The sequence below is a fragment of the Vibrio sp. 10N.261.45.E2 genome, from assembly GCF_002875705.1.
Lineage (GTDB): Bacteria > Pseudomonadota > Gammaproteobacteria > Enterobacterales > Vibrionaceae > Vibrio.
Genome location: NZ_MCZZ01000127.1, coordinates 71,527 through 96,116, shown reverse-complemented (window position 1 = coordinate 96,116; position 24,590 = coordinate 71,527). Strand labels below are relative to the sequence as shown.

General features: G+C 43.7%; 23 protein-coding genes. 11 read left to right on the top strand and 12 right to left on the bottom strand.

What is annotated here, in order from left to right:
• Position 1: 1 nt before the first annotated feature.
• From codB to BCT34_RS13320, 3 genes are all read right to left on the bottom strand, one after another.
• Positions 2 to 1,240 (bottom strand): cytosine permease, encoded by a 1,239-nt coding sequence (gene codB / locus BCT34_RS13335; RefSeq protein ID WP_076651922.1) that lies wholly within the window; start codon positions 1,238 to 1,240, stop codon positions 2 to 4.
• A 734-nt stretch (positions 1,241 to 1,974) separates the two neighbouring features.
• On the bottom strand, positions 1,975 to 3,198 hold the full coding sequence (locus BCT34_RS13325) for an HlyD family secretion protein (RefSeq protein WP_076651926.1): 1,224 nt from the start codon (positions 3,196 to 3,198) through the stop codon (positions 1,975 to 1,977).
• Positions 3,192 to 3,542 carry an MFS transporter gene (locus tag BCT34_RS13320; RefSeq protein ID WP_076651932.1) on the bottom strand — a complete coding sequence of 117 codons (351 nt, stop codon included), beginning with the start codon at positions 3,540 to 3,542 and terminating at the stop codon, positions 3,192 to 3,194. Before BCT34_RS13320 ends, BCT34_RS13325 begins: the two co-directional genes overlap by 7 nt.
• Positions 3,543 to 3,675: 133 nt before the next feature.
• Between BCT34_RS13320 and BCT34_RS13315 the strand changes: the two genes are divergently transcribed.
• Positions 3,676 to 4,683 carry an AraC family transcriptional regulator gene (locus BCT34_RS13315; protein WP_076651934.1) on the top strand — a complete coding sequence of 336 codons (1,008 nt, stop codon included), beginning with the start codon at positions 3,676 to 3,678 and terminating at the stop codon, positions 4,681 to 4,683.
• A gap of 10 nt (positions 4,684 to 4,693) precedes the next feature.
• On the opposite strand, the gene BCT34_RS13310 is transcribed toward BCT34_RS13315, so the two are convergent.
• Complete coding sequence (locus BCT34_RS13310) at positions 4,694 to 5,596, bottom strand: urea transporter (protein ID WP_076651935.1); 903 nt, start codon at positions 5,594 to 5,596, stop codon at positions 4,694 to 4,696.
• 82 nt (positions 5,597 to 5,678) lie between these two features.
• Positions 5,679 to 6,338, bottom strand: coding sequence for a pyridoxamine 5'-phosphate oxidase family protein (locus BCT34_RS13305; protein WP_076651937.1), 660 nt, complete (start codon positions 6,336 to 6,338; stop codon positions 5,679 to 5,681).
• Positions 6,339 to 6,428: 90 nt separating this feature from the next.
• Between BCT34_RS13305 and BCT34_RS13300 the strand changes: the two genes are divergently transcribed.
• On the top strand, positions 6,429 to 7,886 hold the full coding sequence (locus BCT34_RS13300; RefSeq protein ID WP_076651939.1) for a PLP-dependent aminotransferase family protein: 1,458 nt from the start codon (positions 6,429 to 6,431) through the stop codon (positions 7,884 to 7,886).
• 16 nt (positions 7,887 to 7,902) lie between these two features.
• Here BCT34_RS13300 and yjeH read toward each other — a convergent pair whose 3' ends face one another.
• Entirely contained in the window at positions 7,903 to 9,168 is a 1,266-nt protein-coding gene (gene yjeH / locus BCT34_RS13295) for an L-methionine/branched-chain amino acid transporter (RefSeq protein WP_076651942.1), read from the bottom strand.
• Between the two features lie 263 nt (positions 9,169 to 9,431).
• Here yjeH and BCT34_RS13290 point away from each other — a divergent pair, with 263 nt between their 5' ends.
• From BCT34_RS13290 to BCT34_RS13280, 3 genes are all read left to right on the top strand, one after another.
• A complete protein-coding gene (locus BCT34_RS13290; RefSeq protein WP_076652133.1) occupies positions 9,432 to 9,893 on the top strand; it encodes an Lrp/AsnC family transcriptional regulator in 462 nt (153 codons plus the stop codon).
• Positions 9,887 to 10,807 carry a LysR family transcriptional regulator gene (locus tag BCT34_RS13285; RefSeq protein WP_076651944.1) on the top strand — a complete coding sequence of 307 codons (921 nt, stop codon included), beginning with the start codon at positions 9,887 to 9,889 and terminating at the stop codon, positions 10,805 to 10,807. Before BCT34_RS13290 ends, BCT34_RS13285 begins: the two co-directional genes overlap by 7 nt.
• Before the next feature lie 113 nt (positions 10,808 to 10,920).
• Positions 10,921 to 11,535: a LysE family translocator gene (locus BCT34_RS13280; RefSeq protein WP_076651946.1), complete on the top strand. Its 615-nt coding sequence runs from the start codon at positions 10,921 to 10,923 to the stop codon at positions 11,533 to 11,535.
• Positions 11,536 to 11,679: 144 nt separating this feature from the next.
• On the opposite strand, the gene BCT34_RS13275 is transcribed toward BCT34_RS13280, so the two are convergent.
• Together BCT34_RS13275 and BCT34_RS13270 are read right to left on the bottom strand one after the other, a co-directional pair.
• Positions 11,680 to 12,843, bottom strand: a complete 1,164-nt coding sequence (locus tag BCT34_RS13275) for an alpha/beta fold hydrolase (RefSeq protein ID WP_076651948.1) — start codon at positions 12,841 to 12,843, stop codon at positions 11,680 to 11,682.
• A gap of 53 nt (positions 12,844 to 12,896) precedes the next feature.
• A complete protein-coding gene (locus BCT34_RS13270) occupies positions 12,897 to 13,127 on the bottom strand; it encodes a hypothetical protein (protein WP_076651950.1) in 231 nt (76 codons plus the stop codon).
• A 274-nt stretch (positions 13,128 to 13,401) separates the two neighbouring features.
• Between BCT34_RS13270 and hcp the strand changes: the two genes are divergently transcribed.
• Positions 13,402 to 15,063 carry a hydroxylamine reductase gene (hcp, locus tag BCT34_RS13265; protein ID WP_076651952.1) on the top strand — a complete coding sequence of 554 codons (1,662 nt, stop codon included), beginning with the start codon at positions 13,402 to 13,404 and terminating at the stop codon, positions 15,061 to 15,063.
• A 120-nt stretch (positions 15,064 to 15,183) separates the two neighbouring features.
• Positions 15,184 to 16,263 (top strand): hybrid-cluster NAD(P)-dependent oxidoreductase, encoded by a 1,080-nt coding sequence (locus BCT34_RS13260; protein WP_076651955.1) that lies wholly within the window; start codon positions 15,184 to 15,186, stop codon positions 16,261 to 16,263.
• A 239-nt stretch (positions 16,264 to 16,502) separates the two neighbouring features.
• Here BCT34_RS13260 and BCT34_RS13255 read toward each other — a convergent pair whose 3' ends face one another.
• Positions 16,503 to 17,939: a glyceraldehyde-3-phosphate dehydrogenase gene (locus BCT34_RS13255; RefSeq protein ID WP_076651958.1), complete on the bottom strand. Its 1,437-nt coding sequence runs from the start codon at positions 17,937 to 17,939 to the stop codon at positions 16,503 to 16,505.
• Positions 17,940 to 18,875: 936 nt separating this feature from the next.
• On the opposite strand from BCT34_RS13255, the gene BCT34_RS13250 reads away from it, so the two are divergent.
• On the top strand, positions 18,876 to 21,440 hold the full coding sequence (locus BCT34_RS13250; RefSeq protein ID WP_076651961.1) for an ATP-binding protein: 2,565 nt from the start codon (positions 18,876 to 18,878) through the stop codon (positions 21,438 to 21,440).
• A gap of 32 nt (positions 21,441 to 21,472) precedes the next feature.
• Here BCT34_RS13250 and BCT34_RS13245 read toward each other — a convergent pair whose 3' ends face one another.
• From BCT34_RS13245 to BCT34_RS13235, 3 genes are all read right to left on the bottom strand, one after another.
• The gene (locus BCT34_RS13245; RefSeq protein WP_076651964.1) at positions 21,473 to 21,709 is read right to left on the bottom strand and encodes a hypothetical protein; all 237 of its coding nucleotides are present in this window, start codon (positions 21,707 to 21,709) and stop codon (positions 21,473 to 21,475) included.
• Positions 21,710 to 21,873: 164 nt separating this feature from the next.
• Positions 21,874 to 22,500: a D-Ala-D-Ala carboxypeptidase family metallohydrolase gene (locus tag BCT34_RS13240; RefSeq protein ID WP_076651967.1), complete on the bottom strand. Its 627-nt coding sequence runs from the start codon at positions 22,498 to 22,500 to the stop codon at positions 21,874 to 21,876.
• Between the two features lie 199 nt (positions 22,501 to 22,699).
• Complete coding sequence (locus BCT34_RS13235; protein WP_076651969.1) at positions 22,700 to 23,014, bottom strand: DUF496 family protein; 315 nt, start codon at positions 23,012 to 23,014, stop codon at positions 22,700 to 22,702.
• Positions 23,015 to 23,209: 195 nt separating this feature from the next.
• On the opposite strand from BCT34_RS13235, the gene BCT34_RS13230 reads away from it, so the two are divergent.
• From BCT34_RS13230 to BCT34_RS13220, 3 genes are read left to right on the top strand one after another with little or no spacing between them, the layout of a single operon-like run.
• Positions 23,210 to 23,410, top strand: coding sequence for a hypothetical protein (locus tag BCT34_RS13230; protein ID WP_076651972.1), 201 nt, complete (start codon positions 23,210 to 23,212; stop codon positions 23,408 to 23,410).
• A gap of 56 nt (positions 23,411 to 23,466) precedes the next feature.
• Positions 23,467 to 24,123: a YceH family protein gene (locus BCT34_RS13225; RefSeq protein WP_076651975.1), complete on the top strand. Its 657-nt coding sequence runs from the start codon at positions 23,467 to 23,469 to the stop codon at positions 24,121 to 24,123.
• Positions 24,124 to 24,438, top strand: coding sequence for a GIY-YIG nuclease family protein (locus BCT34_RS13220; RefSeq protein ID WP_076651978.1), 315 nt, complete (start codon positions 24,124 to 24,126; stop codon positions 24,436 to 24,438).
• The last annotated feature ends 152 nt before the right edge of the window (positions 24,439 to 24,590 follow it).

Sequence of the window (24,590 nt, the reverse complement as noted above, 5' to 3'; positions counted from 1 at the left end):
CTTAAGCGGCCTGAGATTTCAGAGCTTTTTTGTTCAATAGAGGATTAAGCACGAGGTAACTGATTGCACCACCTAACACTGCGTTCAAAGGAACAACGCCGGGTAGGAAGTGACCAGCGGCTACGCCTGTTACTACCGCGATAATGCCAGCCCAGTTTACGGTTTGGAACTCTGCATTTGCAAAATCTTTGTAACGTTTACGATTCGCAAAGAAGTCGGCGATGATTACGCCACCAATTGGTGGAATCGCCAGTGAAAGGAAGGTTAACCAACCTACGAAGTTGTTGTATAACCAAAGTGCGAAAATCGTACCGATAATGCCGTTAATGATAGACATTGTAGTACTTGAGCGACCTGTGATGTTAGAGAAACCAAGACCCGATGCATAAAGTGCATTTTCGTTAGTTGTCCAGATGTTCAAACCAAGCACGATGATGGCTGGAAGCAATAGACCTTGCGCGATCATCACGTCTGAAATGTCAGCCTGACCGGTTGCGGCTGCGCCTGCTGCGCCGAAGATAAACATCAGCGAGTTACCGATAAAAAATGCGACCATAGTGATCAATACTGCGCTCGCTGGCTTTTTACCAAAGCGAACGAAATCGGCAGTCAACGTACCCGCACTCACAAACGAACCGACAACCATTGCTAGTGCCATTGAGAAGTCCATTGGCGTCTCTGGCTCAATCAGTTGCAGTTGCTCTAGTCCGCCAACACTGTCTACGGCTGTCAGTACTGAGTAACCACCCAGAATTGCAATCGCAGGTACTGCAATCGCTGAAAGCACCATTAGCGCTTTAATACCGAAGTACACTGTCCCCGTCATCAACAAGCCTGAAACGATAATCAAGGTGTTGGTATCAATGCCAGTCGCTTTTTGTACTGGAATAGCAAACATTGCAACACCCACACCAAACCAACCCACTTGTGTACCACCAAGTAGAGCAGAAGGAAGCCATGAGCCTTTAGTACCAAAAGAGAAACGAGCAAGGAGGTGAGTAGAGAGGCCAGTAGATGAGCCGATGTAGCCAAGAAATGAAGTGTAAATACCGAGGATTAGGTTACCGATGAGAGCGGCGAGGAAGAAATCGTTGAATGAAAGACCTGTCCCGAGTGAACCACCTGTCCACATACTTGCAGAGAAGAAAGTGAGTCCAAGCATTACCATGGTGAGTGAAGCGACTCCTTTCCTAGCCGATGTAGGAACCGGCCCTAGACTGTAGTTATTATCAGCAGCCATTTTTTACCTCCGCAAATGATCAAAATTAAAATTAACGGTCGCCGTATTGCAGGCAAACGTGCGCATTATGGTGATATAAATCACATAGTCAATGCTAATTTTGTCAGTAATGACAGTTTTAAATCAGTTACTAAACTAATTGTCTTTTAAAACATAAGGTTATTTTCTGTGTTTATTTCAAAAAAATAAATAGAAAACGTTTTCTATAACGCATTGACTATCTGCTGTTGTTGGTTGGCTATGAATGTAGATTATTATGCTTTTAAATGGGTGTCTGTATCGAAGAGGAGAGTGGTTGGCCAGGCTGCAGGCAAAAAAATAGCCAATCGCAATAATCGCAATTGGCTTATATATTTTGTGAACAATAATAGGGTTCACTAACAACGTCAGTTGGCTAGGTGACCCTCGGCTTAAGAAGGGTCGATATGTACGTAGCAGTTAGTGTGCCAACTTTTAAAACCCGTTAAAACGGCAGTTTTATAGCAATTCGGTGCGTATTTGAGCGTTTGGTTTGCATTTTTGCAACCTAATGTTGCAAATTGCAATTGCGTTTTGCGATCTTAGGCTTTTAATAACGAGTAAAACAGATAAAAGTGAACGTTGAATATCGAATGTTTAATGTTGCCTAGCTCCTCGAATTAGGGTGTTGTTTCTAGCACCGACTATCAAGATATAAAAAAGCTCGTGCGTTCTGAGAGCGCACGGGCTTAGTATTATTTCACTAATGGTAAGTATTAGATGGAGTAGAAGAAGTACAGTTGAGACTTCATTCTAATGATGATCCCGCGTATTACATCTAGGAACGCCATAAAGCTGATAGGCTTCTCACCGCTTACCCACGCTAATCCAACAGAACCAACAGGAATATCGTAGCCCTCTGCCTCGTCTATTTTCAAACGAACGAAGTGGTGTTTGTTCTGAAGGTTTCTTCCTGTGGTCACACGTACTTGCTCATCGATACCGAGTAAACTCGCTTGCGCTTCACCGGTGGCTTCTACAATGCCTTCTACAGTTGCAGAGAATATTTTCCCTGGATATACCGCTGTCGCGAACTCAGCAGGCTGGCCGACTTTAATGTTGCGAATCGCTTGGTGATTGACTCGCATCAGCACGTACTTTTCTTCGGTATACATTTGTATACGAGGCATCATTGAAACACGCTGTCCCTCACGAAGAATAAAGTTCGTTACAAAGCCGTCAGTCGGTGCTGTAACCTTAGTACTGTTCAGATCCCACTGTGCTTGCGCTAGTGTTGCCTTCGCAGAGTCGACCTCAGTCTGCTTCTTGCTTACATTAGTTTCAGCTTTGTGGATGTTTAATTTCGCATTCTCTGCATCAACTTCTTTTTTGCTAAGCTGAGATTCCAATGTAGTGACGTTATGCGTTGCTAAGTCTACCTTGGCTGTTTGTTGGTCGATGTCAGTTTCAGTAATGGTATGTTCTACGACACTATTTTGCTTCTGGTAGCGGTCAAGTGTCTTTGATTGCAATACCAAATCTGTTTTAGCTGAATCTATTTGTGCGACTGAAGCTTTAATGTCTTCAAGCGCCGACTGATAACTGACTTTTGCAATGCTCACTTCTTGGCGAGCTGTGTCTAACGCCACTTCTGCAGACTCAAGCTGAACGCTAGCTTTATCTCTCGCGATGACGTATTTGGTGTCATCAATCTCGTAGATCAGTTCTCCTTCAGTCACATCCTGGTTCGGTTGGATGTGAACTTTGGATGTTTTGCCCGACACATTGGTTGAATCTGGGCGCAACTGAATATGCGGGGACTGAACAACTGAGCCGCCAGATAGGTCCATCGGAGTAAAGTTGAGTAGGCCAACCCATACAAACAACAACCAAGACGTACCACCTAAGTAGGCAAATGCCTTGGTGCCTTTATTCCAAGGCATACCAACAAGTCTGAGTAAGTAAATAAACAGTGCCCAAATAGCTAAGCCTTCTAACATGTTTGGCTCTCCTCATCTTGCTTGTCGGAAGTTGGCTTCTCCTTAGTTGTTGTCGGTGACTTCCATGTGTCTCTTAGATTGATGATGGCTTTTTCCATATCAACGAAGGCCAATATGACTGCTAGTACCCATACCCAGTGCCACACAAAACCAATCCATGTTAATGCGGTGATTAAACCGAGTTGTTGGTGCTCTTTACTATGAGCTTTGTTGATTGGTAATTCATGCACGCGCCAGAAGCCGTAACATGCAGCTGCGATGGTTGCGACCAACACAACGCCTGCAACTACGTGTAGTGCGGTATCTGCGCCGGTTCCGACAAATGGGACACTAACTAAACTCATTGATAAACCCCAGGTTAAATTGAGCGCTGAGTGTGATTGATATCAGATTTTGAGGTTGAAAATTTACCAATTACTTTAATAATAATGCCAATATGATTTGATCTGTAACTGTGACTTCTAGATATGGTGGCTAATGAATAATTGTAACTTCTTAAGAGCATTGGGGATTTTGGGTATTTACCAACACGCAACGGCTAATGAGGTCGTGAATGCAGAGCAATTAGGTATCCCCAAGTCAGTTTTTAATAACCCGATGAGCCTTATTCCGGTTGGTGAAGTGGACAAATGGTATAACCTACTTCAACAGCAAACAGGTGATTCCGATATTATCTTGAAGCTGGCTGATAGGGTGGATATTGAAAGGTTAGGTCCTCTCTCCAACTGGTTTTTCTCTGGGCATGACCTTGCTTCGACTATTCGTCGAGTTAACATTGGGTTGCACTGTTTGCAGTCTGGCGCTTTTTTGTATGGCGCTCAAGTCGGAAGATTCATTAAGTGGTGCTACGACAACCCTGCTTACACCGAGGCGGGAAAGGTGCATGACTCCATCCGAGTTGCCATTTTTATGATGAAGATATTAAGGCATTACTTGGGAGAAGATTTTACGCCCGCTGCCGTATCTATCGCGGGGTATCGAGAAAACACTCAACTCTATCAAGAATATTTTGGTTGCAACATCCAGTGGGGCCAACCACGAACAGAGATTTGGATACCAAGCGAGCTGAGGTTATCGATCAATCAAGCGCCTTTGGTCGGCAAGATGAGTTTGGCAATGAACTTCCATGACTTAGATAACTATCTCAATATGCCAGATGCCGAGGATGAGCATAAGGTGACTTATGAGATGATCAATTACAGTCGCCATTTCGGCCTACCAACGTTGCACAAAGTGTCGAGTTTGCTTGGGTTATCTGAACAACAATTTCAGCGTCGACTGCATAACTTAGGTGTCAACTTCTCTACCATTATGGGGTATGCGTTAAGTAACGTGGCGGTAGAACTGTTGATGTATTCGGTACCAGTAGAAGAAGTTGCGACGAGGCTAGGTTATACCAATGTCGCAAGTTTTAACCGTATGTTTAAGAAACACCGAGGCCTAACTCCAAAGCAATATGTTGAACGTTTAAAAACTGACATCTAACAATTCAAGGCTAACTTATGGTTCGTTTCTGGATTAGGCTGGACAAGTAAACCATGCTCCAAGTGCTAAGGATGAAAGGGGCGGTGAGAGGCAGCAATGACAGCTCATGAAAACCGAGCGTAATGAGACAACTTAACAGCATGCCTAATAGGATTAACGGCCAAGGGATTCGCGGATAGAGCACAAGTGCTAGAGTGGTAAGAATGGCGTTGTACCCGTAAAGACCTTGGGCGATCAGTTCGTTTGAAGCGCCAATCAAATCGCTAAACAAGGTGCTGATTAACACTGCAAGTGCAATCCAAATGGCATGCTTGATATTGTTGAGTGCGATGGCAATTAAGATAACGAGCCCCGACAATGCATTTTCGATAAAGCTGACTTGGCTTATCCCTTTTAAGAACGGGATCACTACTGTTGGTAGGTTGAAGCTCGAGTCTGCTTCAATACTGATAAGTGGCATCAGTGCAGAGCCAGATGTCGAAAACGCTGATAGATCAAAGGTTGATTGGATAAGATAAATCAGCCAAGTGATGAGGATAAAGGCGCTAGTGTAACCGTGATATTTCTTAGAGCGGAATACTATGTGAGCAATGGGCACTGTGAGTAGCGCACCTAACACAGTCACTAAAGCCAACGTTGGTGTCACACCAAAAAAGTTACCGATAAATAAACCAATCAAAGCCCCATTTAGCGCGTACATTCCACTATCAATGTCTTTGCTTTGTTTGATGGAATAACGAGCCAATGCAAAGCTACAAATGGCGCCAAGCAAGGTAAGAAAAGCCAGTGCAAGTGACTCAATAGAAATGGCAAACAATAATAGAAGCGACGTCATAAAGGATGGTGTGAAATAGACTTGCCCAATGCCATTGAGCAAGCCTTGAAATGGTAGAATATCCTTATCCGTTTTCATCGTCTGATTACATCATTGAGTCATGTTAATTTTTTGTAAGTCAGATTGTATGCAATTTTATTAAGTAAACCATCTTGGTGTGCTAATTCTGACACCAGCGTTCACCATAAGCGTGTTGGTAATCAGGTGCTTCAATGATGCCTTCTTGTTCTGGAACGGTTTCTAATGGTCCAACAACCGTTCGATAAGGCAATACGCCAGCCCATACTGGAATGTCCATATCGGCCTTATCATCATTCACCCCATGCTTACCGATCTTCACGGAGGCTTCCGTTAAAGGTATCGCTAGTAGCTCGGTTGCGGTGAGCTCTTTCTCATTGCTGAGCCTAACTTCATCGGTTCTGCCTGGCGCGATTTGCTCAATGAAGATATTCAACAAGCGGTCTTTTTCTTGGTTATCGTCGATGACTGAAAATGAGCCCAATACCACAGCAGAACGATAATGCGCGCTATGATGAAATGCAGAACGAGCCAGCACCCAACCATCGAACAGAGTGAACGTCAAACAGGTGGGTTCTCCCTTTTTTAACCCTTTTAATAAGCGGCTGTTTTTAGCCCCATGAATGTAAACCATGTCATCCACTCGCCATGCGAGCATCGGGATAACCATCGGACCTTGTTCGCCCTGTAACGCAATGTGTGCGATTAAGCTTTCATCAATAATTTGATGGAGTTTCTCTTGTTCAAATACGGCTTTGTGTGCCCCTTTTTTAATCGTGGTTCTTTTCGTGTTAGATAACATAATCGCTCCTTAATCATTGCCTTTTGATTAAGGTAGCGATTAACTGGTCTATTAAATAGAGCCACTTTTGAACACTATTTGGATCCAGTTATGCAGCCTATTGATGTCGGTGACTTGCAATTAGACGAACAACACGACACTCGTCAAACCGCCTTGTTTCATGCGATTAGAGAGAAGATCGTTCAAGACTTATGGAGCAAAGGCAGCAAGTTACCTTCAACACGTAAGTTAGCCGTCGAGTTATCGTTGAGTCGGAATACGGTGATTTATGCGTACGAACAACTGGTCACTGAAGGTTATATAGAGAGCAAGCAAGGTTCAGGCTTTTATGTCTCGGTTGAACAACCAGAGCATTTTCTCAGTTTGTCTCAGCCGAAGTTTGTTGAGAGTGCGAGGGTGAAACAAACAGTCAGTCAACCGAGTGCAAACATAGCAGCATTTAACGATATTAATCGCAGCTTTGCTCCCGGAGTTCCTGACTTAGAAGCGTTCCCTTTTGCCAAATGGCAGAGGCTGCTACAACGCCACTCTACACGTCAGAACATTGCGGGCAACCAAGAGGTTCAAGGAAGCTTAGCTTTGAGAGAAGCGCTGAGTGGGTATCTTGCAAGCAGTCGTTCAGTTCACTGTAGTGCAAGAAGAATCATCATCACCGCAGGCGCGCAGCAAGCTATTTCAATCGGTTTGATGGCGACGTTAGTGATGGGTGACAAAATTCTTGTGGAAGAGCCCGGTTATCGACAAGTACATAAAATTATCGACCTGTTGAGATTAGAGCTAGACGGTGTGAGTGTGCATGAGAAGGTTGGGTTAGATATTGAGAAAGTTCTTTCCAGCAACGCCAAGGCTCTATATGTCACGCCGAGTAATCAATATCCAATGGGCACGACTTTAAATACTGAGCAACGCCTTAAATTGATCGATTGGGCGAACAAAAACCAATCTTGGATCATTGAGGACGATTACGACAGCGAGTTCCAGTTTGCTCATCGCCCTTATACTAGCATGCAAGGGCTGGCGGGTAAGCTAGGACTTGATGACCGAATCATCTATGTCGGCTCCCTGAGCAAGGTGATGTTTAATGGACTTCGATTAGGGTACTTAGTGGTGCCAGAAAGCCTGATGGAAAAGTGTCTTGAAATTAAAGATGCGCTCACTGGAGATACAGCGTCCCATACACAAGAAGCTTTGGCTGATTTTGTTCGAGAAGGCGATTTATTGCGTCATATTAGAAAGATGCGTCGTTCATACAAACTCAAGCACGAAGCGATGATTGAGGCCATTCAAAGCGAATTTAACGGTGACCTTAAAGTGATTAGCCAAGCGGCGGGGTTGCATGTCACGGTTAAATGGTCGAACGGAATATCAGAGCAGAAATGGAGTCGACGAGCTGAACTTGAGAACATCATCATTCGACCGTTTGATTTTTATGAATATGGTTCAAGTGATGAACGTGATTGGAGTGGGGCGGTATTGGGCTTTGGTAATATCCGCTTGAGTGACATAAAGCCGAAGATCAAACAGATCGCTCGGCTTTTTTATCAGTAATATTGGTAGCGCTAATTTACAACTTGTCGATAGAAACCGTGGGCTTACCCAACCACTTTCGCCAAGGGAGTGACAATGTCACAAAAATAGTGACGGCATAGAGCATCGACCAACCTAAGCAGATAAACACCAAGGTACAAATGACAAATGAGAGCATGGCTGTGTATCTTGATGCGCCTGTCAGTAATCGGCAAGCGGCTAACATTGCTAGTAGATAAACTAGAACAAAAATACCGTTGGCGAGCTTAAGAAAGAACTCAAGGTCCAAATTAGATAGCTCACCAATCACACATGAGATCAATGCGATAAATCCTATTGCCAAGGTTGGATAAAAAGGTACGCCGCGGCTGTTCAGTTGAGCCATTCTACTTGTAGGGCTGTGTTGGCGAGCTTGCGCCCAGATCATACGAGACAAGCTTTGCGTATAAAGATTGAGGCTGGCAAAGCAAGCAAAGAATCCCAGCACACTGATGACAGTCTTGAAGCCATTGCCAAACAGTTGCTCTGTTACCCAAGGTATGGATGCTGCATCGAATTCAGGTGATCCGTAAGCCCCCAATTTCAGAATGACTACGGAACAAGCCCAGTACACTAGCCCCGCAACAAAACAGCCTGCAATGATGGCTATTGGGAAGTCACGCTGTGGGTTTTTGAACTCTTCTCCCATATGAGCAAAAGCTTCTATTCCGACAAAGCACCAAAACATGACAGCCAAAGCTGCGCCGATAGACCACATCGAATCGGACGAGATCGCCGGAAGAGTCACATCGGTTAACGTTATATCAGCTTTCCAGACAAAGGCACTAACCAAGGTGAAAATCGACAACGCAATTACGGTTTGCAGTCGGCCAGAAGATTTACTGCCCATCAAATTGACAGCAATAAGTAGGGCTACGGTAAAGGATTGAGCACCAAGCGGTGTGTCGAGAGGTGCGGGTAATAGTTGTTGAGCAAAGCCGCCTGCTAATGCAATCGCGGCTGGAATACCGACAGGAATCACACTCACGAACAACCAAGCCACGCTTGTTTCTAATCGTTCGCTAAACGCCTGACGCACAAAGTAAGCAGTACCACCTGCATTCGGGTAGCGTTTTCCCAATGCGGCGAAGGTGAGCGCAATGGGACAAATAGCGATAAACAGGATTAACCAAGCGAGCAGAGACAGCTGCCCAGCGATGCCTGCTGCGATAGCTGGAATCATAAACAGCCCAGTACCAAGCAAGGTCGTCGAGAGTTGTCCGATTCCAGAGATTAGCGTGATTTCTTGTTTGAGTTGTGTCATTCGCTCTCCTAGCGGTTTGATTCTGATCGGCCTTCCAGTAACTGTTTTCTGGCGACTATCTTGTGGTGTGTGACGTTCTGATTGAGAGCATACATTGTCACCATCAATAATACAGCTAGCGAAACGTCGTAAGACACCGTCATTTTAACGGTATTAATCCGATTAAGTGTGAAAGTGTCGCTGTCATAATGGCTGTTATAAGTAGGAAAGTTGTGTCAAATTAGGTGTTATAAATAGAACAATAAATGGAAAGAATCAAAAGCATGGATAAATTTGATCGCCAGGTTTTGGATATTCTCAAAACCAATGCACGTTGCTCTGTGAGCGATATCGCCAGAGATGTCAGCCTCTCGCGCTCGGCTGTGAATGCCAGAATCAAAAAACTGGAAAGCGATAAGGTGATTACGGGCTATTGCGCTCAAGTGGCAGAACCTAGCCAAACAAAGAATGTGTGCGCTTATATCTCGTTGAAGTTCGATATGTCGAGCAGTGACCATAGTTGCGAGTCTTACGCGAATCGAATCCAGAGTATTAATGAGGTGCAATGGTGTCACTCTATTAGCGGTGAGACCGACATGATGCTGTACGTGGAAGCGGAAAGCATGGACAGCTTAAACCGAGTTCGAGATCAACTGCAAAGCTACCCTGATCTTCGCCATCTAATGACTCATACGGTTTTGACTGAGTTTTTTAACAAACAGAATGCGACGGTGCATTCATGCTAGGCAATGTCAACTTAAACCTGCTGCGTTCGCTGCATGTGCTTCTTGAAGAGTGTCATGTGAGCCGAGCTGCTCAACGTCTGCATATCACACAATCCGCGGTCAGCCGCCAGCTTAGCCAGCTACGAGATTTGTGTGGTGATCCGTTGCTGGTTCGAGATGGTAACAAGCTGGTTCCTACTAACCGTGCTCTGCAGCTTAAAGACAAGCTTGATGACTTGCTTAGTGAATTTGACCACCTGTTAGATGATAAGCCATTTGAACCGCAAGATTGGCACGGTGAGTTGGTGTTGTCTTCGAGTGATTATGTGGCTCAATATATTCTGCCTGTGATTGTGGCTGAGGTGTCCGCTGAAGCGCCGAACATCAATTTGGCTTATCGCTTGTGGCAGCCAAACTACCTTGAAGCGCTGAACGAGTCTGGTATTCACTTAGCTTCGAGTATGTTTCCCACAAAGCCAGAACATGTCTCAAGCATCAAACTTGGTGAAGATAAGTCTGTATGTTTGATGCGTAAATCTCACCCTTTAGCTCAACAAGCGGTTTTGAGTGCAGAAGATATCGTTCGCTATTCTCACATCAAGGTGACGGGGGGCGGAGATAAAGACAGCTACGCGGACATAGCATTGAAGAAACAAGGGCTAAAGCGAAGAGTCGCTTTACAGGTTCCGTTCTTTTCATCGGCTGGAACGGTGTTGATGCAAGATGATTACCTAATGATCGTGCCGGAACATATCGCCCATAACCTAGGGCGACACCTCGATACTATCTACCTTTCTTTGCCATTTGATACGGAAATGCACACCTATTGGCTAATGTGGCACCCTAAATATGACAATGATTCTGCCCACAAATGGGCGCGAGAAAAGGCATTCCAAGCTATGCAGAAGTCGAGTTACAATATCAGTATGAATTGAAATCATGAGTGCGATGACTATCTTTGATTTCAAATGATACCTATGGCGAATTATGGTAGCTAGCAAGTACAAGGCGTTCAGTCGGAACGTATGGTTTTATTAGGAATGGAATGATGACAGTAACAATTTGGTTTTCTTTATTGGCGATTTGCTTGTTGGGGGCAATGTCTCCGGGCCCGAGCTTGGCGATGATCGCTAAGCATAGCTTGGCTGGTGGCCGTATGAACGGGCTTATCGCAGCTTGGTCACATGCCGCTGGTATCGGTATTTATGCGTTCGCAACCATTGTTGGTTTAGCAGTTGTGCTTGAGCAATCTCCAATGCTTTTCAAAGGTATTAGCTTAGCGGGGGCTGCGTATCTGTTTTATCTCGGCGTAAATGCGTTGCGTTCTAAAGGTGGTGTTGCCGCGAAATTAGAAGCGGGTGAAAAGATGAGTTACATGCAATCTGCTCGCGAGGCTTTCTTGATCTCTATCCTGAGCCCAAAGATCGCGCTGTTCTTCATCGCTCTGTTCAGCCAATTTGTTGCTCTAGGTAATGAGCTAACCAATCAAGTGATTATTGTTTCAACACCGCTGATTGTCGACGGTCTTTGGTATACCTTTATCACCTTGGTGCTGTCTAGCCCATTGATTGTTGAACGTATTCGCTCGAAAGCTCAGTTGATTGATCGACTATCTGGCGTGGTGCTGATTTTGCTTGCTGTTCGTGTGGTGTGGACGATATAGCAGTGCGTGATAACAAATAGCAGTGCACGATAACAATAAGTAACGAGACGTTCCCGAAAAACGATACTCATTAAAAGGCTCACTAGAGGTTATCTCGTGAGCCTTTTTGGCTTTTATGGATTGGCTTCAACAGGCTTGAGCTTGTTAGCCTTCAGAGTTGAGCACCGCATCTAGCTTCGCCATAGAATCTGAGAAGTAGGGGTTGTAGGTCAAACGTGCATGATTTTTACCTTCTTCACGATAGCCCCATGCTGAGTACCAAACTTCACTTGTCGCGTTGCACTGCTCTTCAAACCCTTCAGCCTGACCATTAGAGCAAATCTTCTCGCTACCATTGACTCCGTAATAAGGGTTATTTGGTGAGAACAGTAACCCCATGTGAGAACCGTTTGAGATACGTTGCTCTGGAATCTTCATGCTGTACTGAACTGCGCGAGGATCCTCAAGTGGCGTCTCCCCTTGCCAAACCAACACATTATTTGGGTTAGGCATCGATTCAGTAAACGCTTGCTGAACGTAGTGGGTGTCAATCACGCTGTCGCCTTCACTCATCATAATAAACACCGGCTTGTCGAAGTGTTTAGCTTCTAAATCATCTCGAACCACTTCTGATGTTTCGTAGTAAACCGACGCACCATTCATTGGCAGCGAGTTGTAACGCACTACATTGTCTTCAGTATCTTGATCAGCCCAAGTGACAAAGTAGCTTGCTAGTCCTGCGTATTGAACGGCAGACGAGCTTGGTTGAAATGCAGGCGAAAACAGTAATAACCCTGAGATTTTTGGATCATTCATCGCTTGTGAAGTCACCAAGTTTGCACCGGTTGAGTAACCACCTAGCCATACAGAATCATACTCTTGCTCAAGTAACTTCGTATGATGAGCTACCACACCTTGCCAATCTTCTAGGCTCGGCTGCATTAAATCACCGACACGACTACCGTGGCCCGGAAGTAACACGGTTCTTACTAAGTAACCTTGTTCAGCTAAATGAGTCGCGATGTCTTTAAACGAATAGGGTGAGTCGCCTAATCCGTGAACCAATAGAACGGCCTTTCCGTTAGGTGTGGCAGGCTTGTACTCAGTCGGAGAATTAAGTTGGATCTCGAGTTGCTTGTCTTCCGTCATGAACACACGGTTTTTCAATAACCAATCTTGGGTGTCATGGACATAGGCATCAAAGCTATCTTGTTGATAGTTTGGTAAGTCAGGAGAAGTTTCGTAAGCGGGTATAGATGTCTCGTTGGAGCAACCAACGAGACTCAAAGTCGTTAAGGCCAGCAGTGCTAGAAGGGGCTTTCTTTGCATTATGTAATGTTGTCTCTGTTGTTCTGTCGTTATGTTTGAAACTAAAGTTTAGATTACTTTTTGCTTGAAAGGTCTTCGTATTCACCTTCAATAACACCTGCATCATTGGTTGATGACTGGTGAGTGTGCATGTGAGCTGCGAAGCCCTGTTTCTTCATTTGATTCTGAATGCGCTTGCCAGTAATTAAAGCTGCGATAGCTAAAGGAATAGCAAGGATCAAGCTTGTGAATAACGCCAAAAGGCCAGTAAACAATGCAACAATCGTGACTAATATATTTTTCATATTCATTCCTCTTTTTCTATGTTGTTACTTTATCGCTTCTATTCTGAACGAAACATGAACGCCGTTAATTAATCTTCGAGAGTCACTATGACACGGATGTGTGCTCTTGGGGAGTTTATATGTAGTCATAATCACGCACTAAAAATATGGAATATGGTTAAGTTCAATAAAATCAATAAGTTAAAAGTTGGCACGGTTGATGCTCTATAGGGGTTGGAATAAGTCACTGTAAGCAAAGCACTTACAGCTAATAAAAATTACTGGAGCCCCTTATATGTTCTGTATTCAATGTGAACAAACAATTCAAACCCCAACCGTAAAAGGCTGTTCTTTCGCACAAGGTATGTGTGGTAAAACTTCGGAAGTATCCGACCTTCAAGACGTGGTGGTGCATTCTCTTCAAGGTGTTTCTTTTTGGGCCAATTTGGGCCGTGCTTGCGATGTTATCGATACTGAAATTGACGAGTGGGCGCCAAAAGCGTTTTTCGCAACATTAACGAATGTTAACTTCGATCCTGCTCGCATTATCGAGTTTGCTCAGCAATCTCACGAGTTTAAGCAGCGTTTAGAACAACAGGTTCGCGCTGCAGCTACATTGATTGGTTTTGAGATCCCAGCGCTTTCTGCCGCTGCGCAATTCGATCTTCCAACAGATTCTTCAGAGCTATTGGCACTTGCGCCTCAAGCTGCGGTTAACCGTGGTCACGATTCTCAACATGAAGATGTGATTGGCCTTCGTCTTCTTTGCCTATATGGCTTAAAAGGTGCAGCGGCTTACATGGAACATGCTCGTGTTCTTGGTCAAACTGACAATGCTATTTTTGCTGAATACCATGAAATCATGGCGTTCTTAGGTACAGATCCATCAGACCTAAAACAACTGCTAGATACATCTATGCAGATTGGCTTGATGAACTACAAAGTCATGGAAATGCTGGATAAAGGTGAGACAGATACATTTGGTCACCCTCAACCAACAACCGTGAATGTGAAGACGAAGAAAGGTCACTGTATCCTTGTTTCTGGTCATGACCTACATGATCTAGAAAAGATCCTTCAACAAACAGAAGGCAAGGGCATCAACGTTTACACCAACGGTGAAATGCTACCTGCACACGGTTACCCTGAACTGAACAAGTACCCACACCTTGCGGGTAACTACGGCAGCGCTTGGCAGAATCAGCAAAAAGAGTTTGCGAACTTCCCTGGTGCGATTGTAATGACATCTAACTGCCTACTTAACCCAGATGTAGGTTCATACGCTGACCGTCTATTTACACGTAGCATCGTGGGCTGGCCGGGTGTTGCTCACCTTGAAGGTGACGATTTCAGTGCAGTGATTGATTGTGCTCTCGCGCAAGAAGGCTTCAAGCATGACGAGATCGAGCAAATGATCACTGTCGGCTTTGGTCGTAATGCTCTTATGGAAGCTGCGCCTGCGGTTGTTGAGCAAGTGAAAGAGGGCAACATCAAGCACTTCTTCCTAGTCGGTGGTTGTGACGGTGACAAATCTGAGCGTAGCTACTACACAGACTTCACAGCTCAAGCGCCAGAGGATTCAGTAATCCTTACATTGGCATGTGGTAAATTCCGTTTCAACAAGAACCAATTCGGCGACATTAATGGTATTCCACGTCTGCTCGATGTAGGTCAATGTAACGATGCTTACTCTGCGATTCAGCTTGCTATCGCACTGTCTCAAGAGTTTGATTGTGGCATCAACGAACTACCGCTAACACTGGTTCTTTCTTGGTTCGAGCAAAAAGCGATCGTTATCCTACTGACTCTGTTTGCTCTTGGTGTAAAAGGCATCTACACAGGCCCAACAGCACCTGCGTTCCTAACAGAGAACCTACTAAAGATTATTCAAGACGAGTTCGACATGCGTTCTATCTCAACGCCAGAGCAAGATCTTAAAACAATCTTAGCGGCTTAATCTAAGCCTGCTCCTAAGCCTCGTTGTTGTGACGTTTTTCTGAAACAGACAACGGCGAGGCTTTTTCGATTTCAATCTTCAGTCATTTAATTATTTAGTTATCAGTAAGGTACACGAACTATGTATGCATGGTCGGATAGCGATTCAATCAATTTAGTGTGTTTAAAGAAATGGCATGAGACGCCAGATACGGTCAGCTTCGAACTCGGCAATATTCCACAAGATCTACATTTTAATTTTAAGCCCGGTCAGTTCATCACGCTTGGTTTGAATATGCCGACGAAAACAGATTACCGTGCTTATTCTGTGGCTTCTTGCCCTGAAGATAATCGCCTGAAGCTGACGGTAAAACGTGTGGAAGGTGGCTTGGTTTCGAACTTTATTGTTGATGAGCTTGATGAGGGCGACGAAGTTTCAGTGCTGAAGCCTGCAGGCGCATTTAACTGTATTGATTGCATACCAACATCGACGAATAAAGTGACGCTAGTGAGCGCAGGTTGCGGTATCACACCTGTGATGGCGATGGCAAAATATTGGCTGGCTCAAGGCAGTGATATTGAGATCGACTTCGTCCACATGGCTCGCAATAAGCGTGAGACCATTTACTTTGAAGAACTGCATCAACTAGGTGAGTCACATGCTAACTTCAATTTAAGGTTGCTACTAAAAGACAACGAAGGAACAACGGCTCCTCAAGGTCGTTTAGATAAAAACTGGTTAGTGAAACTAAGCCCAGACATCCTAGATAGAACCGTCTACCTCTGCGGCCCAGTTGGCTTTATGCAAGACATAGAAAGCTACCTGAAAGAGCTTGAGTTCAACATGGAAAACTTCTATCAAGAAAGCTTCACACCAGCAACTCAAAACAATAATTCACTCACCAATAGCGATATTGCCTCAGAAGAATCACAGGCAGAAGCATCTGCAGATTCAAGTGGTGCTGTTAAGGTGTTTGTTCCTGCATTTGGTGCTGAAGTTGAAGCAGAAGCGGGCACGCCATTAGCAGATTCATTAGAAAAAGCAGGCGTTCCAATTATCATCGCTTGTCGTAGTGGGATTTGTGGTTCTTGCAAATGCAAAGTAACCAAAGGTTCAGTGGAATCAAGCAGCCAAGAAACATTGACGCCAGAACAGATTGAACAGGGCTATGTACTTGCTTGTTCAAGTTCTATTCAGTCAGATGTTGAAGTTGAATTGTAACAGGCTTGAAGCTTTGCAGGGTGATGAAGACAAGGTCTCGTCATCGAGATAAAAGTTAGAGTGCCAGATGTAAAAAGGCCACCTAGATCAGTTAGAGAGAGCAGATCTAAGTGGCAACCCTCTTGTTTATACGGGGGAGTAAAACAAAAGGGGTTGCGAAGCCCATAACAGACTTCGCAGATATAGTTATTATGTTGTGGAGCTTTTTGCGATGGACGTATCTACAAGAGCGAAGTTGATTAAACTTCAGGGTATGTCTTGTAGCGTACACCCATCATCTGTTCCATACAGTGAACAACTTGGCAGCTGTAACCAAACTCATTGTCGTACCAAATGTACAGCACGGCACGGTTGTCTTGTGCGATAGTTGCCACACCGTCAACCACGCCTGGGTGACGAGAGCCAACTAAGTCAGTCGATACAATCTCAGTCGAGTCTGTGTAATCGATTTGTGCAGACAAAGCAGAAGACAGCGCCATTTCACGTAGGTACTCGTTCAATTCTTCTTTGTTTGTGCCTTTCTCAAGGTTCAGGTTCGCGACAGCCATTGAAACGTTTGGCGTTGGTACACGAATCGCATTACCTGTTAGTTTACCTTCCATCTCTGGCATCGCTTTTGATACGGCTTTGGCTGCACCAGTCGATGTCAGTACCATATTCAATGACGCAGCACGACCACGACGATCACCTGAGTGGAAGTTATCGATTAGGTTTTGATCATTGGTAAATGAGTGAACGGTTTCGATATGACCAGACAATACACCAAACTTGTCATGAACCGCTTTTAATACAGGAGTGATTGCGTTGGTGGTGCAGCTTGCAGCAGAGATAATAGTGTCTTCTGGTTGAATCACATCTTCATTCACACCAAATACTACGTTCTTGATATCGCCTTTACCTGGCGCAGTCAGTAGAACTTTCTTCGCACCGTTACACGCAACGTGCTGGCTCAGGCCTTCCGCGTCACGCCATACGCCTGTGTTATCAACCACAAGTGCGTTTTCAATGCCGTAAGCCGTGTAGTCCACTTCTTCTGGTTTGTTTGCGTAGATAACTTGAATGAAGTTACCGTTAACGATGATCGCTTTGCGTTCTTGGTCTACAACAATGCTGCCGTTGAATTGGCCGTGAACAGAATCACGACGAAGTAGGCTAGCACGTTTTTCCAAGTCGCCATCTTTACCGCCACGTACCACAATTGCACGCAAACGAAGTGGGTAACCCGGGCCACTTTTCTCGATCAGTAGACGAGTTAGTAGTCGGCCAATACGACCAAAACCGTACAACACAACGTCGCGAGGTTCTGTCATCGCATCGCCTTCAAGTGACTCGATAAGTGCAGTTTGTAAGAAATCATCCAACCCGTGTGCGTCTTCGCGATCTTGCCAGAATGAATGTGCAAGGCGACCAACATCAATACGACATGGAGATAGGTCCATAGATAGAAGATGTTGAATGATGGGTTGAGTTTGTTCTGCTGTAAGAGGAGAACCAGTGTAACGTTTTGCGATGCGGTGAGCTTTGATGATGTCGATAGTTGTCGCGTTCACTAAGGTCTTACCGAAGAGGATAACTTCTACGCCTTTTTGACGGTATAACTGACCTAAAGTTGGAGCGATGGATTCAGCAATGGTTTGACTAGTTTGCCAATCTAGGAGGTGCTTTTCGGGACTCATCTTTACTCGGGACCTTTCACGTTAAGTTTCTGCATTCATGGCAGTTGTAGGGAAGCCAATCAGCATAGGGGATTTGAGGCATCAGGCTGTGGTCTTTATTGCCACTTAAATGTGCTGATATGCCTTGTGTGTAACTTGTAATTTTTATGTGGCAGGATTGTAAGGTACGACGGGTTATTCTGCTAGGAAAAATAAATGCAGACAAAATATCTACAAATTGGCTTTATATTAGCCGTAAATCAAGATTTGAACGTCGATAAAGACTATTGACTTTAACAATCTGTAGCACTTATTTTTCACCAAAAAATACTCAATTCAAAATATGATGTGTAATAAAGGTTATGTTGAACATTAAAGATGTGATCATTAACTCAAGTTACACGTAAACAGTAAACGAAAAATAAGAGAATCAACGAGTAACCTTGTTCGACCTTTGAATAAGCCTAGTTTGAGTGTGAAAAGTGCACCACGCAAACGATTAGATGTCACAATTTCAGCCTAATCATCGACTTTTCAGTGCGTAGCGTCATTATTCGCCGTTTAGTTGAGCCGTGAAAAGTGGCGGTTCACTTGTTATGCGGATAATAATAACTTGATGTAGTGGCTTTTGTTTTTATCTTGCTTATTTAAACCTTGCTCGCCTAAATCTCATTTGTAGAAGCCTTCCTCGCGTAAAGCTAATTTTTATAAACTTCACTTATTTAAGTCGACATTATCGTTTTTAAGGTCTGTTCTGGATGCTCTTTGACTCTAATTTTTCGTTCTGAGCTCAGAGTATCGTTTGTTCATATCCAATTTGATCAATAACATCCTGTTAATGTCCTATTCTTAATTTGGGCTAGGTCAATTACTTTCGGGAAGGGAGTAGTTATAAAAATGATAAATCTGTCAATTAGATGGCGTCTTATTTTTCTTTCCACGGTTTCTGTACTCATTATGTTTGGGTTTACAGTGAATGAAGTGTTTAAGAACGATGAGAAGATGAATCACCTTGAAACAACGCGTATTAAGGTTGAAGCGCTTCAATCTTTTAATACGGTTTCAAGTGATGCTTATCGATGGTTGGTGCTGTCTAATGATTCCCCTGAGAAAGGTCAGTTACTTCTAACACTGCAATCGGAGCTAGATAGACTCACTCAGTATGGAAAGCGGCTTCAACAGTTCGAGGGCAATTGGAGTATTGAACCTCAGTTATCTGAATTAGAAAAGGTGTTGATGAGCCTTGCAAGCTCACGAGAAACCGCAGACAGCAGGCAATTGACAGAGCGCGCTTTCGACTTGTTAAAAGACGTGCTCATGGAACTCTCTGAATATCGCATGGTGTTAGTTGATGACAATATAGCTCAAGCTGATGCGGTGTTTATTAACCTTACCCATTATGTGTTTTGGACTCAGAGAGAAGCGTGGTTGAGCTTCAGTTTGTATCGCTCTCCAGAGTTTAAAAACCAATTTATGCTCAGTTATGTTGGGGCTCTAGAGAGGCAGCAGCAACTTTTAGATACGTTTTTTCGTTCGGATACTCGTTCTCCAAACATTAGACAGTTATTAAACGCAGTGGCCAAAGATGAATTCCAAGACAAATTCACATCTCGAATTCTCAAAGGTGATTTCTCATCACCCGAAATATATCAACATTTAAAAAGCTTAGAGCTTAAAAAGCGGGCGATTTCTAAAGCGATTAGCGCTTACACCAATCAAATACAGTTTGAGCTGACAAAGAACATCGCCTTACAGAAAAGGCAAACCTTGATCATGACATTGCTGATACTGGCCGCTTCTGGTGTCTTGATGTGGCTTGGGGTAGCTACGTCTCTACGCTTAAACAGAAACCTATCGATTATCTTGAAAGGCGTATCAGAATGCGCTGATAGCTATGGTCAGCCGAAGGTGATTCATATTCAAGGGAACGATGAACTTGCCGAGTTCACTGAAACTTTAAATCGAGTGATGGAGCGTAACTACATCCACAATAAAGAGTTAATAACAGCAAAAGAAGATGCAATTTCTGCTAATAAAGCCAAAAGCGCATTCTTAGCGAATATGTCACATGAAATACGCACACCGCTTAACGGTATTATTGGCATGGCTGAGATCTTATCTCAAAGCCAACTGAGCCCAAATCAACAAGAAGTGCTGGGAGATATCGAATCTTCTTCTCACTCTTTACTGGTTCTACTTAATGATATTCTTGACCTGTCTAAAATCGAGTCGGGTAACTTGATGTTGTCACCACACAATGCTGATTTGCGAGAGGCGGTCTATGACTCCGTAAGTGTGATTCAGTCGAAAGCGATAAGTAAGGATATCGAGCTCGACATCAATATCGATTATCAAACGCCACCACAACTGTTTTTCGATGAGTACCGCGTGAGACAGGTATTGACCAATCTGCTTTCTAATGCCATCAAGTTTACGTCCAAGGGCACGATTACTACGGACATTGCGTATACACCCATGTCTTTGGGCAGAGGTAAGCTTGAATGCAGTGTATCTGACACCGGGATTGGTATTGAACCGGAGAAGCTAGAGTCCATATTTGAACCTTTCACCCAAGAAGATGGCAGCATTACGCGGCAATTTGGTGGTACGGGGCTGGGGCTTGCGATTTGTCGACAGCTCGTTGATTTGATGGGGGGCTATATTACCGCGCGTTCAGTGAAAGGCGAAGGCTCAACGTTCACTTTTTGCTTGTATGTCGATGTTGTAGAAGCCCCCGTTCAAACTTTCGAGAATCTGAGCCGAGCGACGATCATCTCGAACTCTTTCAATTATCTCGACCAACTTGTGAAAGAGTGTGAGCGTTTGAATATTCGAGCTAATGTTGTTTCATCCATTTCTGGGCTTGCACACAGTGTGAAAGAAAGCGACTTCATACTTTATTGTCATACCTTGCATCACTCGATGGAGAAAGATCTTGCTACGTTGCAGGCATTATACCCTCTTGAACGCGTCATCGTGTGTCAGCATCACTTGTTTAAAACCAACCTCATCACAGAAACGGTTCACTCGACCCACACATTACCATTCTTAGGGCGACGTTTTTTAAACAGTTTACTGTCTCTTGATGTGGGCGAAGAACAACCCCCTCAAGTGGAAGTACAAGATGAAGAGGTTCGTTCTCTAAATCGACGCATTTTGATTGTTGAAGATAACCTGATGAATCAAAAAATTGCGAGCTTCTTCCTTGAACAAGCTGGCTATGAATATTTGATTGCCAGTAATGGCCAAGAAGCCGTGGATGTGATCACGCAAGGTGCTCAGTTTGATGCCATCTTAATGGACTGCATGATGCCTGTTATGGATGGTATAACGGCAACTCGTGCGATTCGTCAATGGGAAGCTGATCAGCAAATCACACCATTACCCATCATTGCTTTAACCGCCAGTGTTCTAGAAGAAGACATCAAAGATTGTTTTGAAGCTGGCATGAACGCCTACTTACCGAAACCGTATAAATCTCACCAGCTGTATGACCTTTTCAGTAGCCTTGATATTGTCTAGGCGTTCTAGTACCAAGGCTAGCGCTGTGCGAGTTAACGAACTTCTAACCCAAGGTTGTATTGTGCAAGGCAGCGACCGACATAGCTGATTTTTAACAGAGCTGCGACCAAGATGGTACTGATGTGGGCGACGATTTGAATTGGCAGTGAGAAATGATCGGCCAGTGGATAAGCGACAATAATACTGAGTAGCATAAGCAAGGCCGTGACAGCTAGAGTGAAGTTTGAAACAGAAAGCAGAGTTTGAAAGCGTTGAGGCATCGTCTTCATATTGAATTCCTAATTGCTATTAATAATTATGATACTTGTTATTAATAGCAATTAGCGTTCCAGTTATATTTTCATTTGTAATCAGTTGTTTATGGAAGATTTCTTATTTATTAAGTCTAAATGACACTTGATAATTGAGTGTCTATATGACTCTATAGTGTTGTTTACCATTGTCTAAACCCACACGTATCGATGTGGAACCGAACACCAGAATATAATCCCAGCCCAACGTTATTCTTTTGCCCAAATTCCGAATGAATCTTTTTGAGCTTCACATGCAGATCTTCGCGCGTGATGTCATTAGCAGGTACAAGATCTAAGGCGCAGAACTCTAAGTGCTTACTTCGCAGTGCTCCGCCAGCTTGTTGGTTGTAGAGCTTAGAACGTTCACCTGATACGGGAATAACGACGCCGATTTCAGGCTCTATGTATTGTTGAATGTACTTCAATGTCTTGATCATGTTGGGTACATTTTTCTTATCAGGAAGAGTAAATAAGGTGGTGTTGCTCATTGCCCAGTCTGTCCCTTGCAGCAAAATGAGATGCAGGGGCATACTTTGTGTAATGCCAGCCTCTTTGAGTTGCTGGCCGATTTCTTTCAACTTATCTTCTGCGTGATTTAGCAGCATCCAACCTCTAAAGGCTGAACGGGTCGGAACTTTGTAGCCATGAACGTCTACAACGAGATCGTCATAAGTAATTTCTGTTTCTTCGGTATACAGTCGTTCAAATTCTTCAGGGTAGGGTTGTGCGGTTGATAAGGCTAAGGTAATCAGAATACTTGCATACATAAGGTCTCTCCATCGCTGATGTTCACCTAGTTATATTTCTTCTTGCTGTTGCTCTGTTTTATATAGTAGTTCAGTGTTTTATAGCTGTTCAGTTTCACGTGTTTATTTAAGTACGCTTAAGTATAGACGCTAGAATTTAGGTACAAAAAAACCCACTACAAAGAGTGGGTTACTAAACAAGTTATTCAACTTTGTAAGATTACTTCTTACCTTGGATTTGCTTGTCTTCTTCTGTCAGTTCACGAATGCGACGGCTGATGTCACGGCGAGCTTTAGAAATCTCAGCGCTCTTGATGATGTGATCATCAACACGGTCTTCGTAGTCAGCTTTCATATTTTTGATAATGCCTAGGATCTCGTCGTGAGTCATCTCTGGCTTGATGTAATCAAGTAGGTTATCAAGAAGGTCGACACGCTTACGGTTGTCACGAACTTTCTTTTCGTTGTCTAAAAGTTCACACTTAAGTTTGTTCTTACGTCGTGCTTGGTTAACAATTTCAAATACGCTGCTCATAGATTCCTTTTCCTATTCGTCAAATACGTTGTCTGGTTCTGATTAAAGCACATCAATTGATGATGTAACAGTCTTTAGATCAAAGCAAAAGTAAGGTTGTTTAATTATTCGTCACTCTCGCTGATGTGTGATTGTTTTTATCTTACCGTTCAAGTTAGTATCCCATGTAGATACTGCATTGATACGAAATGTGAAATGAATCAACAACAATTGGAAAACGAAGATTTGGACGACAATGTCACTGAACCCTCAGCAGAGCAAAACAAGCTTCGTGATGCGTATGTACAAGAGCGTACTTATTTGGAAGTCGTGGAAATAGAGCTAAACCGTTCTAAGATCATAATGATTGATGAACAGGGCAGAAAGAAACGAGTACCAATTTTGTCTGAACACTAGTCACTGTATTGTTAAGTGTTGAGATGGAATTATCAAAATAATAAAAAGGAAAAACGATGAACACAGTACTTTCCCCAATTGAAGCGAGAATTATCGGCTGCTTGATCGAGAAAGAAGTCACTACTCCCGATCATTACCCACTGACACTGAACAGCTTAACAACGGCATGTAATCAAAAGAGTAACCGTGAGCCTGTTCTCTCTCTTTCTGAGTCAGACGTTTTAGATGCGGTTGATGGTTTGATAGGACGTCGCATGGTGAGCGATGAAAGCAGCTTCAATAGCCGTGTTAATAAGTATCAGCATCGTTTCTGCAATACTGAGTTCGGTGATCTGCAGTTTACAGAGCAAGAGCGCGCGATCATCTGTTGCATGCTGCTTCGCGGCGCGCAAACACCCGGAGAACTTCGTACTCGAACGGGTCGCCTTGCAAACTTTAGTGATGTGAAAGAAGTCGAAGCAACATTAGAGAAGCTCGCTGCAAGAGAAGCAGGTGCGTTGGTGGTTAAGCTCCCACGCGAAGCTGGCAAACGTGAATCACGTTACCAGCACTTATTGAGCGGTGAAGTGGATGTTGAAGCGTTTGCGACGGCATCAGTAAGCGCGGCTGCACCCTCAGCAACGAGTGAAAAGTTTGAAGAACTTGAGTCGGAAGTAGCAAGCCTACGAGCTGAAGTGGCTGAGCTTAAAGCTCTGGTTGAATCACTGCTTTAGATGTCAAACGCTGATAAAAATGCGGATTGGGTTGTGTACTTGATCCGCAATCGTCACAACGCTCTATACTGTGGCGTGACGAATAATCTGGAACGTCGATTTGAACAACATCAAACTGGTAAAGGTGCTAAAGCTTTAAAAGGTAAAGGCCCACTTAAGCTAGTTTGGAGCTTTGGTGTTGGTTCTAAAAGTGAGGCGTTGAAAACCGAATACGCGATCAAACAATTACCTAAATCCCGCAAAGAAAAACTGGTATCACTCAAACTGATTATTGAGTGGCAAAAAGACAAAATTCAATATATCGAAGTCTCATAATTCATAGCCAAAACGTTTGTTATTGATTAAATCTCAATAATGAAAATGACCACAATGAATGTAGTTAAATCATTGAATTTAAAAGCTAATAAATCTTAATCTTAGTGGCTTTGATTCACGTTTTAACTCGTTTGTCTTAATCTCCATTCCAA

Coding starts and splice junctions, on each gene's coding strand:
- codB (WP_076651922.1), bottom strand. CDS start 1,240: ATGGCTGCTGATAATAACTACAGTCTAGGGCCGGTTCCTACATCGGCT.
- BCT34_RS13325 (WP_076651926.1), bottom strand. CDS start 3,198: ATGTTAGAAGGCTTAGCTATTTGGGCACTGTTTATTTACTTACTCAGA.
- BCT34_RS13320 (WP_076651932.1), bottom strand. CDS start 3,542: ATGAGTTTAGTTAGTGTCCCATTTGTCGGAACCGGCGCAGATACCGCA.
- BCT34_RS13315 (WP_076651934.1), top strand. CDS start 3,676: ATGAATAATTGTAACTTCTTAAGAGCATTGGGGATTTTGGGTATTTAC.
- BCT34_RS13310 (WP_076651935.1), bottom strand. CDS start 5,596: ATGAAAACGGATAAGGATATTCTACCATTTCAAGGCTTGCTCAATGGC.
- BCT34_RS13305 (WP_076651937.1), bottom strand. CDS start 6,338: ATGTTATCTAACACGAAAAGAACCACGATTAAAAAAGGGGCACACAAA.
- BCT34_RS13300 (WP_076651939.1), top strand. CDS start 6,429: ATGCAGCCTATTGATGTCGGTGACTTGCAATTAGACGAACAACACGAC.
- yjeH (WP_076651942.1), bottom strand. CDS start 9,168: ATGACACAACTCAAACAAGAAATCACGCTAATCTCTGGAATCGGACAA.
- BCT34_RS13290 (WP_076652133.1), top strand. CDS start 9,432: ATGGATAAATTTGATCGCCAGGTTTTGGATATTCTCAAAACCAATGCA.
- BCT34_RS13285 (WP_076651944.1), top strand. CDS start 9,887: ATGCTAGGCAATGTCAACTTAAACCTGCTGCGTTCGCTGCATGTGCTT.
- BCT34_RS13280 (WP_076651946.1), top strand. CDS start 10,921: ATGACAGTAACAATTTGGTTTTCTTTATTGGCGATTTGCTTGTTGGGG.
- BCT34_RS13275 (WP_076651948.1), bottom strand. CDS start 12,843: ATGCAAAGAAAGCCCCTTCTAGCACTGCTGGCCTTAACGACTTTGAGT.
- BCT34_RS13270 (WP_076651950.1), bottom strand. CDS start 13,127: ATGAAAAATATATTAGTCACGATTGTTGCATTGTTTACTGGCCTTTTG.
- hcp (WP_076651952.1), top strand. CDS start 13,402: ATGTTCTGTATTCAATGTGAACAAACAATTCAAACCCCAACCGTAAAA.
- BCT34_RS13260 (WP_076651955.1), top strand. CDS start 15,184: ATGTATGCATGGTCGGATAGCGATTCAATCAATTTAGTGTGTTTAAAG.
- BCT34_RS13255 (WP_076651958.1), bottom strand. CDS start 17,939: ATGAGTCCCGAAAAGCACCTCCTAGATTGGCAAACTAGTCAAACCATT.
- BCT34_RS13250 (WP_076651961.1), top strand. CDS start 18,876: ATGTTTGGGTTTACAGTGAATGAAGTGTTTAAGAACGATGAGAAGATG.
- BCT34_RS13245 (WP_076651964.1), bottom strand. CDS start 21,709: ATGAAGACGATGCCTCAACGCTTTCAAACTCTGCTTTCTGTTTCAAAC.
- BCT34_RS13240 (WP_076651967.1), bottom strand. CDS start 22,500: ATGTATGCAAGTATTCTGATTACCTTAGCCTTATCAACCGCACAACCC.
- BCT34_RS13235 (WP_076651969.1), bottom strand. CDS start 23,014: ATGAGCAGCGTATTTGAAATTGTTAACCAAGCACGACGTAAGAACAAA.
- BCT34_RS13230 (WP_076651972.1), top strand. CDS start 23,210: ATGAATCAACAACAATTGGAAAACGAAGATTTGGACGACAATGTCACT.
- BCT34_RS13225 (WP_076651975.1), top strand. CDS start 23,467: ATGAACACAGTACTTTCCCCAATTGAAGCGAGAATTATCGGCTGCTTG.
- BCT34_RS13220 (WP_076651978.1), top strand. CDS start 24,124: ATGTCAAACGCTGATAAAAATGCGGATTGGGTTGTGTACTTGATCCGC.